Source organism: Kitasatospora sp. NPDC036934 (assembly GCF_055608425.1).
In genome coordinates, this window is the sequence record NZ_JBVJQR010000035.1 from 39,364 (window position 1) to 49,853 (window position 10,490).

The window sequence follows — 10,490 nt, forward strand, 5'->3', positions numbered from 1 at the left end:
CCAGCCTAGAAGCCCACTGGCCCCCGGCACTGGTGCATTCGACACCTGCTTCCTTGGGCCACTTCCGGTGCGCGAACAGGCGTGCGAGGATCGCTGGTGGATCTTCGGGGCGACCAGGTCAGGGGGACGGGACCGTGTGCACGGCGTTCATCAGCATCGAACCCGACGCGGCGGTACCGGTGCTGCTGCTGTCCGTCCGGGACGAGTACCTCGGCCGCGCCTGGCAGCCCCCGGGCCACCACTGGCCCCAGCGACCCGGAATCGTCGGCGGACTGGACCTCGCGGCCGGCGGGACCTGGCTGGCCGTCGACCCCGACCGGCGCACCGCCGCCTGCCTGCTCAACGGCTTCGGCCCGCTCGCCCCCGCCGCCAGCCGGCTCAGCCGCGGCGAACTGCCGCTCACCGCCGTGCGCGAGGGCGGGATCGGACAACTCGACCTCGCCCCGTACGACCCCTTCCACCTCGTCCAGGTCCACCCGGACGGCGCCGAGGTCACCAGCTGGGGCGGCGACGGACGGCCGACCGAGCACCAACTGCCCACCGGGCTCAGCGTGGTGGTCAACGACGGCCTGGAGGGCACGGCCGCCAACCGTACCGCCTCCGAGCGGATCCGCTCCCTGATGGCCGCCCGCGCCGACCACTTCCGGGCCCGCCTGCTGGCCGAGCCCCGGCCCGAACCGACCGCCGGCGGGACGGCCGAAGCGGCCTGGGGCAGCTGGCTGCCGGTCGTCACCGGCGACGGACTGGCCCTGGACGACGACGCCGCGCTGATCCAGCGCCGGGACTTCGGCGACGGACGGATCTGGGGCTCCTCCTCGATCTCGCTGCTGGCACTCGGCCCGGAACTGCTGCGCTACGACTTCGCGACGGCGCCGGTGCCGGCCGACGGTTCGGGCTGGCGGCGGGTGGACGTCTGACCCGGCCGGGCGCCCGTCCGGGTCGTACGTCCGCTCAAGACGGACGGACGTACGACCGATACGGACGTCCGTCCAAGTCGATGCCTGAGACGGAAGCCTGAGACGGACGTCCGTCCAAGTCGATGCCTGAGACGGAAGCCTGAGACGGACGTACGAGCCAGACGGACGTACGCCTGGGACGGGCGTGCGACCGGCTCGGACGCCCGAGCCAGGCCGACGTCCGAACCGGCCCCTCCCGAAAAGGACTTGAACCTGACGCTGCGGCAGGCCGCATCGTGGGCGGGTATCGACCCCCTGCCCGATGGAGGCCCCCCGATGGACCGTCGGCCGCGGCTGTACGCCGCACTGACCGTCGCCCTGCTACTCGGCGGCACCCCGCTCGCGGCGACCGCCGGGGTGCTGCTCGGCCAGGCAGTCCAGCAGGCGGTGCCCGCCGGACTCCCGGGCGCCGTCGCCGAGTTGCTGGTCCACCGGCTCTGAAGCGGTGACACCCGGACATACGCTCGATGAACTTCTGGCGGCGGGGCTGCCGGGTGTCTACATGCCCGTAGTAGCTTCGCGGAGGCCACCGGAACCCACCGGCCGCAGACCCCAGAGCGAAGGTGCGCGATGTCCACCCTGACCTACCCGGAAGCGATAGGCGTCGGCCTGCTGCAGGGTGTGACGGAACTCTTCCCGGTGTCCAGCCTGGGCCACAGCATCCTGGTCCCGGCCGTGATCGGCGGGAAGATCCAGCAGGACCTCGACATGACCGCCGACGGCTCCTCCTACCTCGCCGCCCTGGTCGCCCTGCACCTGGCCACGGCGCTGGCCCTGGTGGTGTTCTTCTGGCGGGACTGGGTCCGGGTCGTCAGCGGACTGGTCGGCTCGATCCGGCACCGTCGGATACAGACCCGGGACGAGAAGCTCGCCTGGCTGCTCATCATCTCCACCATCCCGGTCGGCGTGGCCGGCCTCGTCCTGGAGAAGGCCCTGCGGCACGCGCTCGGCAAGCCGCTGCCGGCCGCCGTCTTCCTCGCGCTCAACGGGCTGGTGCTGCTCGGCGCCGAACGGCTCAAGCGCGGCGGCAGCGGCCGCCGCCGGGCCGGACACGCCGCCCCCGCCGACGAGCCCGGACTGGACCCGGCGGTCGCCTCCGACGTCCGGCTGACCAGGCTCAGCTTCGTCCAGGGCGCCTGGATCGGCTCCGCCCAGATCCTCGCGCTGTTCCCGGGCATCAGCCGCTCCGGCGTCACCATGAGCGCCGGCATCCTGCGCGGACTCCACCACGAGGACGCCGCCCGGTTCTCCTTCCTGCTCGCCACCCCGGTCATCCTGGCCGCCTCGGCGCTGAAGGTCCCCGAGCTGTTCAAGCCGGAGAACTCCGCCGTGCTCGGCCCGGTGGCCGCCGGCAGCGTCGCCGCCTTCGTGGCCGGCTACATCTCGGTGCGCTTCCTCACCAAGTACTTCGAGACCCGCAGCCTGACGCCGTTCGCGGTGTACTGCTTCCTGGCCGGCCTCGGCAGCGCGATCTACCTGTCGGTCTGACCCCTCCCGAACCCGCCACGGGCCGTCCGGCAGCTCGCCGGACGGCCCGTCCGCGTTCCGTGCCGCGCATTTCCCGTACCGCGTACGGCTACGCGGTGAGGCCCAGCGCCGCCAGCCGGACCGGGTCGGTGAGGATGTCCAGACCGGTGATCCGGCCCTGGTGGATGGTGAACGACATGACCGACAGCGCACGGCCGTCGGCGAAGGACACCGCCCCGGGCGAGCCGTTGACCAGCGCCAGGCGCCCGTCCGCGGCGAACCGGGCGAAGGTGATCGCCTGGGAGGCCACGTCGGCCGCGCCCCGGCGCAGCACGCTCGGCACCAGCGTGCCGCCGTCCGACCGGGCCACCACCTCCGGGTCCAGCACCGTCATCAGGGCGTCGAAGTCACCGCCCCGGGCCGCGGTCAGGAAGGCCTCCACCACCTGGCGCTTGCGGACCTCGTCCGCGTCGGCGGGCGGGGTCGCGCCCTGCACCCGGCGGCGGGCGCGGCTCGCCAGCTGGCGGGTCGAGGCGGCGGTGCGGCCGAGCACCTCGGCGATCCCGTCGAAGGGCACCTCGAACATGTCGTGCAGCACGAAGGCCACCCGCTCCGCCGGGGAGAGCGTCTCCAGCACGACCATCAGCGCGATCCCCACCGAGTCCGCGACCAGGATCTCGTGCACCGGGTCCAGTGCCGTCAGCCCGCTCACCACCGGGTCCGGCAGCCGCACCTGCCCCTCCTGCTCGGGCAGCGGGTCCTCCCGGCGGGAGGCCCGGGAACGCAGCTGGTCCAGGCAGACCCGGCCGACCACGGTGGTCAGCCAGGCCCCGAGGTTGCGCACCTCGCCCACGTCGCTGCGGCTCAGCTTCAGCCACGCCTCCTGGACGGCGTCCTCGGCCTCGGCGACCGAACCGAGCATCCGGTAGGCCACGGAGCGCAGTTGGGGGCGCTCCGCCTCGAACTGCGCGGCCAGAAGATCGGTTCGGGAGGTTTCGTCGCTCATCTGCCGCATCCTCGCGTCGGTATCCGTCGGTCCACTGACGGACGCTAACCGACCCGGAGGACTGGCGGGAGGCGCCGTTCTTCACCGACGAGGTGCGCACCGCCCTCGAACTCACCGAGGCCGCCGCCCGGATCGCCGACCGCACCGGCAAGGCCGTCCCGGACCGGATCCGGGACGCGGCCGCCGACCACTTCGAGCAGGAACAGCTCTCCGCGATCATCCTGCTGATCGGCCTGACCGACTTCCTCAACCGCATCGACACCGCGACCGAGGAGCCCGCCGGCGCCACCTGGTGACCACCGGGCACGCGAGAATGGATCCGTGAACGGCTCCTGGACCTCCTTCGGCGGCGACCTGCACCTGGACCTCAGCGAGCGGCGCGCCGCCGGCGCCGGGCTGCGGGCCGCCCTGGAGGACGCCCTGCGCGAGGCCGTCCAGGACGGGCGGCTCGCGCCCGGCACCCGCCTGCCGTCCTCCCGGGCCCTCGGCGAGGACCTCGGCATCGCCCGCAACACCGTGGTCGAGGCGTACGGGCAGCTCGCCGCCGAGGGCTGGCTCAGCTCCCGGCAGGGCTCCGGCACCACCGTCGCCCGGCGGGCCGTGCCCGTGCGCGGCGAACGGCCCGTCCCGGCCCGGGAATTGCTGCGCGCCCCCCGGCACGACCTGCGGTCCGGGCGCCCCGACCTCTCGCTCTTCCCCCGCACCGCCTGGCTGGCCGCCGCCCGCCGCGCCCTCGCCACCGCCCCGCACGAGGCGCTCGGCTACGGCAGCCCGCTCGGCCGGATCGAACTGCGCGAGGCGCTCACCCACTACCTGGCCCGGGTCCGCGGCGTCCGCACCGACCCGGACCACCTGCTCATCTGCGGTGGCGTCCAGCAGGGCCTCGGCCTGCTCTGCGCGGCCCTGCGGGAGCGCGGCGCCCGCTCGCTCGCGGTCGAGGCGTACGGACTGCCGCCGCAGCACGCCGTGGTGCGGGCCGCCGGGCTGTCCACCGTCCCGCTGCCGCTGGACTGCGAGGGCGCCGTCGTCGACCGGCTCGACGCCCACTGCGGCGCCGCCCTGCTGACCCCCGCCCACCAGTACCCCACCGGCGCACCGCTGTCCGCCGACCGGCGGGCCGCCACGGTGCGGTGGGCGCGCGAACACGACCGGTACGTGGTCGAGGACGACTACGACGGCGAGTTCCGCTACGACCGGCAGCCGCTCGGCGCGATGCAGGCGCTCGACCCGGAACGGGTGGTGTACGCCGGCACCGCCGCCAAGAGCCTGGCCCCGGGCCTGCGCCTGGCCTGGCTCGCCCTGCCGGACGCGCTGGTCGAGCCGGTCGCCCGGCTGAAGGCGCTGGCCGACACCATGTCCCCGGTGCTCGACCAGCTGACCCTGGCCGAGCTGATCACCTCGGGGACGTACGACCGCCACGTGCGGCGCTGCCGGCTGCACTACCGGCGCCGGCGCGACCGGCTGGCCGCCGCGGTCGCCGAGCACGCCCCGCGGGTCGAGGTCACCGGCATCGCGGCCGGCCTGCACGCCGTGCTCCAACTCCCGCCCGGGTCCACGCCGGAGGCCGAACTGATCGCCCGCGCCGAGGCCGCCGGCCTGGCCCTCAGCGGTCTCGACTGGCACCGTGCCGACCCGACCGCCGAGGCGGGCGACCCCGCCCTGGTGATCGGCTACGCGACCCCGCCGGAACACGCCTTCCCGGCGGCCCTGGACGCCCTCTGCCGGGTGCTCCGCACGGCGTGACCGGCCCGCCGCGGGGCGGGCCGGGGCGGGCGCTCGCCAGCCGGGGCGACCGAACTACTTGTTCCGGCTGCCCAGTTCGAACAGCAGCATGATGAAGCCGGCGAAGGCGTGGATGCCCGCCGTGTAGATGACCAGGCGGAGGTAGACCCGCTTGTTGGCCCACTTCCCGGCGTCCATGGTCTTCGGGCCGGTGGCGGTGTCGGCGGCGCCGGCCGGGACGGCGGTGGCGGCGGGGGTGGTGGGATCGGCCATCGGGATCTCCTCCAAGGGTCTGGCGGCTGGTCAGTGGGTCGGGGCGGGGCCGCCGCCGAGGCAGAGTTCGCCGCCGGGGCTCTGCAACAGGGTGTGGATGAAGAGCAGTTCGACGCCGGTGTCGGATTCGGCGGCGATGCAGTGCGGGGTGAGCGAGTCGTAGTGGGCGGAGTCGCCGGGCGCGAGGTGGTGGGCGCGGTCGCCGAGGGTCACCCGCAGCTGCCCGCGCAGGACGTAGATCCACTCCTCGCCGGGGTGGACCCGGACCACGGCGTCCTGGACGCCCGGCGGCACGTGCACCCGCAGGGCCTGCATGGCGCGGCCGGGGGCGCCGGCCCGCCGGTAGCCCCAGCCACCGGCGCGGCCGGGATCGATGGCGCCGCCGCGGACCACCGGGTCGGGTTCGACCATGGCCTCGCCGAGCAGTCCGGAGACGGTGGTGCCGTAGGCGCGGGCGAGGCCGAGCAGGACGGGCAGCGAGGGCTGGCGGCGGCCGGTCTCCAGCCGGGACAGATAGGCTGGGGAGAGGCCGACCCGGCCCGCGGCGACCTCCAGCGTGAGTCGGCTGCTGTGCCGGTGCTCGCGGAGGCGGGCGGCGAGGCCGGCGACCTCCTGGTCGTCGAGCTGGTCGCCGTCGCCGGGGGTGCCGGTGGAGCTGGTGGTCATGGGTCCAGTGGACACCCGGCCTGCCGCAGGGGCAAGAAAGTTGCCTCAGAGGCAAAGCCGCGGGAGTCGAGGCCGGCAGAGGCCGAGGCGGCGGCAAAGCCGCCCGCGACAAGGGCCGCTCACGGCCGGGGGACGTTGCGGAGGTTGCTGCGCGCCAGGTCGACCATCCGCCCGACGCCGCCCGACAACACCGTCTTCCCGGCCGCCAGCGCGAAGCCCTTCAGCTGGGCGGCGGTGATCCGCGGCGGGATGGACAGCGCGTTCGGGTCGGTGACCACGTCCACCAGGGCCGGACCGGGCCGCTCCAGCGCCTCCGCCAGCACCTCCCGGACCCTCGCCGGTTCGGCGACCCGCTTGGCCGGGACGCCCATCGCCCGGGCGATGCCGGCGTAGTCCACGTCCCCGTTGTCGATCTCGTACTCCGGGTAGCCGGAAACCAGCATCTCCAGCTTGATCATGCCGAGCGCGCCGTTGTTGAAGACCACCGTCTTCACCGGCAGCCGGTGCTTGGCCACCGTGAGCAGTTCGCCGAGCAGCATGCCGATCCCGCCGTCGCCCGCCATCGCGATCACCTGCCGCCCGGGGCAGGCGAGTTGGGCGCCGATCGCGTGCGGGAGGGCGTTCGCCATCGAGCCGTGCAGGAAGGAGCCGATCACCCGGCGGCGGCCGTTCGGCTGGAGGTAGCGGGCGGCCCAGACGTTGTTCATCCCGGTGTCCACGGTGAACACCGCGTCGTCGGCGGCGACTTCGTCCAGCACCGAGGCGACGTACTCGGGGTGGATCGGCAGGTGCTTCTCGATGTCCCGGGTGTAGGCGCCGATGACGTCCTCCAGCGACTTGCAGTGCTTGCGCAGCATGCCGTCCAGGAAGGTCCGGTCGGGCTTGGCGTCCAGCAGCGGCAGCACGGCCCGCAGGGTGGCCGCGACGTCGCCGTGCACGGCCAGTTCCAGCGCGGTGCGGCGGCCCAGCCGGGTGGCGTCGTGGTCGACCTGGACGGTGTGCGCCTGCGGCAGGAAGGAGTCGTACGGGAAGTCGGTGCCGAGCAGCAGCACCAGGTCCGCGGAGTGCAGCGCCTCGTGGCAGGCGCCGTAGCCGAGCAGCCCGCTCATGCCGACGTCGTACGGGTTGTCGAACTGGATCCACTCCTTGCCCCGCAGCGAGTGCCCGATCGGCGCGCTCAGCGCCTCGGCGACGGCCATCACCTCGGCATGCGCCCCGCGCACCCCGGCACCGCAGAACAGGGCGACCCGGCGGGCCGCGTTGAGCAGCCGGGCCAGCTCCTGCACCTGGGACCAGGGCGGCGCTGCGACGGCCTGCTCGGTGAGGAAGTGGCTGCTGCCGGTCGCCCCGGCGGCCGGCAGGGCGGCGACGTCCCCGGGGAAGGCCAGCACCGAGACGCCGCGCGAGCCGAGTGCGTGCTGGATGCCGACCCGCAGCAGCCGGGGCAGCTGGGCGGGGGTGGAGAGCATCTCGCACCAGTTGCTGCAGTCGGTGAACACCCGCTCGGGGTGGGTTTCCTGGAAGAACCCGGTGCCGATCTGCCCGGACGGGATGTGCGAGGCGAGCGCGAGCACCGGCAGGCCGCTGCGCTGGGCGTCGTACAGGCCCTGGATGAGGTGGGTGTTTCCGGGGCCGCAGGAGCCCGCGCAGACCGCCAGCCGGCCGCTGAGTTCGGCCTCAGCGGCGGCCGCGAAGGCGCCGGCCTCCTCGTTGCGCACGTGCACCCAGCCGATGCCCTCCGCCCGCCGGATCGCGTCGACGACGGGGTTGAGGCTGTCGCCGACCACGCCGTACACCCGCTCCACCCCGGCCTGCCGGAGCACCTCCACCATCTGTTCGGCCACGGTCGCCACGGGGACTTCCCTTCGCTCGCCACAGGACACCTGCAGCCTCCGACGGGTCGGAGCCGGCCGCACACGGGGCCGGGCGAACGAGTGAGCGGTACGCGGCCGCCGCGGGGCCCGGCGCCGCGGCTACTCCGCGGCCAGGTGGTCGTGCTGGCCGAGCTTGCCGGCCACCAGCCCCGCCTGGGGCTGGCGGCGGGCCGGCTCGCGGCCGGGAGGCTGGGCGCAGCGCTCCTGGGCGGGCGGGGCGGTGGTGGGCACGGTGACCGGGGAGCCGGCCTTGACCTGGACCAGCTCGCCGTCGTGGCGCAGGTGCATCACCTCGCCGCGGCGCAGCGTGTAGGTGGTGCCCCCGTGGGTGATCCGGACGCCGAGCAGGTGGCCGCGGACCAGCAGGGAGAAGCTCAGCTTCATCAGCCCGGAGGGCAGCCGGGGCCGGAAGTCGAGGGTCTCGCCGTGGTCGCGCAGGCCGCCGAAGCCGGCCACCAGGGCGACGCAGGCGCCGGCCAGGGAGGCCATGTGGAGGCCGTCGCGGGTGTTGCCGCCGAGGTCGTGGAGGTCCATCAGGGCGGCTTCGGCGGTGTAGTCGTACGCGAGGTCGAGTTGGCCTACCTCGGCGGCCATGACGGCCTGGGTGCAGGCGGAGAGCGAGGAGTCGCGGACGGTCAGGCGCTCGTAGTAGGCGAAGTTGCGGGCCTTCTGCTCGTCGGTGAAGGCGTCGCCGCGGACCTGCATGGCGAGCACCAGGTCGGCCTGCTTGACGACCTGCTTGCGGTACAGGTCGAAGTACGGGTAGTGCAGCAGCAGCGGGTAGTTCTCCGGCGGGGTGTTCTCGAAGTCCCAGACCTGGTGGTGGGTGAAGCCGTCGGCCTGCGGGTGGACGCCGAGGTCCTCGTCGTAGGGGACGTACATGGCGGTGGCGGCGTCCCGCCAGGCCGCGGTCTCCTCGGTGTCGACGCCGAGTTCGGCGGCCTCGCGGGGGTGCCGGACGGCGGCCTCGGCGGCGGCGCGCAGGTTCGTCTGCGCCATCAGGTTGGTGTAGACGTTGTTGTCGGCGACGGCGCTGTACTCGTCGGGGCCGGTGACGCCCTCGATGCGGAACTTCCCGGCGGTGTCGTGGTGGCCGAGCGAGCGCCACATCCGGGCGGTCTCGACGAGCAGTTCCAGGCCGTACGCGCGCTCGAAGTCCTCGTCCCCGGTGGCCCGGACGTAGCGGGCGACGGCGGTGGCGATGTCGGCGCCGATGTGGAAGGCCGCGGTGCCGGCCGGCCAGTACCCGGAACACTCCTCGCCGCGGATCGTCCGCCAGGGGAACACCGCGCCGGCCAGGCCGAGTTGGGCCGCCCGTTCGCGGGCGAGCGGCAGGGTGGTGTGCCGCCAGCGCAGGGCCTGGTTGACGGCCCCGGGCAGGCAGTAGGTGAGCACCGGCAGGACGAAGGTCTCGGTGTCCCAGAAGCTGTGACCGTCGTAGCCGGGGCCGGTCAACCCCTTGGCGGGGATGGCGCGTTCCTCGCTGCGGGCACCGGCCTGCAGGACGTGGAAGACGGCGAACCGGACGGCCTGCTGGAGTTCGACGTCGCCCTCGATCTCGACGTCGCTGGTCTCCCAGAACTCCTTGAGGAATTCGGCCTGTTCGTCGACCAGGCCGTCCCAGCCGGTGTACCGGGCGGCGGTCAGCGCGGCCTCGACCTGGTCCCGGACGGCGGGCAGCGAGCGGGTGGCGGACCAGCCGTAGGACATGAACTTGACCAGCCGCAGCCGCTGTCCGGGCTCCAGCACGGTGGTGACGCTGATCCGGCAGTGGTCGGCCTCGGCCTCGGCGACGGTGTCCAGCCGCTCCGGCCCCTCGATGAGGTGGTCCATCCCGGCGGCGACCCGGATGCCGCTGAAGCGGGTGCGGTGCACCAGGACGGCCTTGGTGCCGCTCGCGTGGTGCGCCTCCGGCTGCAGCGGCGCTTCGAGGACGGCGGCGGCGCGCGGGTCGCCCTCTGGGCCGCCGGGCAGCTGCTCGTTGGCGACCAGCTCGGACTGGAGCACGATCCGCACCGGCCCGTCCACCGCCTCGACGCTGTACGCCACCGCGGCGATGGCGCGCTGGGTCAGCGAGACCAGCCGGGAGGAGCGCACCCGGATGGTCCGCCCAGCCGGGGAGGTCCACTCGCACTCGCGGTGCAGCAGGCCCTCCCGGAAGTCCAACCAGCGGGTGTGGTTGACCAGTTCGCCGTAGCGCAGGTCGAAGGGCTCGTCGTCCACCAGCAGCCGGATGATCTTGCCGTTGGTGACGTTGATGACGCTCTGGCTGGACTCCGGGTAGCCGTAGCCGCCCTCGCCGTAGGGCAGCGGGCGCAGTTCGAAGACCCCGTTGAGGTAGGTGCCGGGCAGCCCGTGCGGCTCGCCCTCGTCCAGGTTGGCGCGCAGCCCGATGTGGCCGTTGGAGAGCGCGAGGACGGACTCGGCGCGGGCCATCGAGGCCGGGTCGACGCCGTGTTCGGTGATCTGCCAGGGGTCGATGGTGAAGTTGTCCGCAGGACTCATGCGCCCACCTCGCTGCGCTCG

10 protein-coding genes are annotated in these 10,490 nt (G+C 73.8%); 5 read left to right on the forward strand and 5 right to left on the reverse strand.

The features are described 5' to 3' along the window. Nucleotides 1-134: 134 nt before the first annotated feature. The 3 genes from ACZ7BZ_RS33910 (at nucleotide 135) to ACZ7BZ_RS33920 (ending at nucleotide 2,444) form a co-directional block, all read left to right on the forward strand. Entirely contained in the window at nucleotides 135-917 is a 783-nt protein-coding gene (locus tag ACZ7BZ_RS33910) for an NRDE family protein (RefSeq protein WP_470361705.1), read from the forward strand. 315 nt (nucleotides 918-1,232) lie between these two features. Then, nucleotides 1,233-1,397 carry a hypothetical protein gene (locus ACZ7BZ_RS33915; protein WP_470361706.1) on the forward strand — a complete coding sequence of 55 codons (165 nt, stop codon included), beginning with the start codon at nucleotides 1,233-1,235 and terminating at the stop codon, nucleotides 1,395-1,397. Nucleotides 1,398-1,526: 129 nt separating this feature from the next. Beyond that, on the forward strand, nucleotides 1,527-2,444 hold the full coding sequence (locus tag ACZ7BZ_RS33920; protein ID WP_470361707.1) for an undecaprenyl-diphosphate phosphatase: 918 nt from the start codon (nucleotides 1,527-1,529) through the stop codon (nucleotides 2,442-2,444). A gap of 88 nt (nucleotides 2,445-2,532) precedes the next feature. On the opposite strand, the gene ACZ7BZ_RS33925 is transcribed toward ACZ7BZ_RS33920, so the two are convergent. Then, the gene (locus tag ACZ7BZ_RS33925; protein WP_470361708.1) at nucleotides 2,533-3,429 is read right to left on the reverse strand and encodes a sigma-70 family RNA polymerase sigma factor; all 897 of its coding nucleotides are present in this window, start codon (nucleotides 3,427-3,429) and stop codon (nucleotides 2,533-2,535) included. A 92-nt stretch (nucleotides 3,430-3,521) separates the two neighbouring features. Here ACZ7BZ_RS33925 and ACZ7BZ_RS33930 point away from each other — a divergent pair, with 92 nt between their 5' ends. Together ACZ7BZ_RS33930 and pdxR are read left to right on the forward strand one after the other, a co-directional pair. Beyond that, the gene (locus ACZ7BZ_RS33930) at nucleotides 3,522-3,725 is read left to right on the forward strand and encodes a carboxymuconolactone decarboxylase family protein (protein ID WP_470361709.1); all 204 of its coding nucleotides are present in this window, start codon (nucleotides 3,522-3,524) and stop codon (nucleotides 3,723-3,725) included. 25 nt (nucleotides 3,726-3,750) lie between these two features. Continuing rightward, complete coding sequence (gene pdxR, locus ACZ7BZ_RS33935; protein ID WP_380460688.1) at nucleotides 3,751-5,172, forward strand: MocR-like pyridoxine biosynthesis transcription factor PdxR; 1,422 nt, start codon at nucleotides 3,751-3,753, stop codon at nucleotides 5,170-5,172. A gap of 54 nt (nucleotides 5,173-5,226) precedes the next feature. Here the strand turns inward: pdxR and ACZ7BZ_RS33940 are convergent, their stop codons facing one another. The 4 genes from ACZ7BZ_RS33940 to ACZ7BZ_RS33955 form a co-directional block, all read right to left on the reverse strand. Further along, a complete protein-coding gene (locus ACZ7BZ_RS33940) occupies nucleotides 5,227-5,424 on the reverse strand; it encodes a DUF6126 family protein (protein WP_380460686.1) in 198 nt (65 codons plus the stop codon). A gap of 30 nt (nucleotides 5,425-5,454) precedes the next feature. Then, nucleotides 5,455-6,090, reverse strand: a complete 636-nt coding sequence (locus tag ACZ7BZ_RS33945; protein WP_470361710.1) for a helix-turn-helix domain-containing protein — start codon at nucleotides 6,088-6,090, stop codon at nucleotides 5,455-5,457. A 119-nt stretch (nucleotides 6,091-6,209) separates the two neighbouring features. Continuing rightward, the gene (locus ACZ7BZ_RS33950) at nucleotides 6,210-7,943 is read right to left on the reverse strand and encodes a pyruvate dehydrogenase (RefSeq protein ID WP_470361711.1); all 1,734 of its coding nucleotides are present in this window, start codon (nucleotides 7,941-7,943) and stop codon (nucleotides 6,210-6,212) included. Between the two features lie 120 nt (nucleotides 7,944-8,063). After that, complete coding sequence (locus ACZ7BZ_RS33955) at nucleotides 8,064-10,469, reverse strand: glycoside hydrolase family 65 protein (protein WP_380460682.1); 2,406 nt, start codon at nucleotides 10,467-10,469, stop codon at nucleotides 8,064-8,066. Nucleotides 10,470-10,490: the final 21 nt, after the last annotated feature.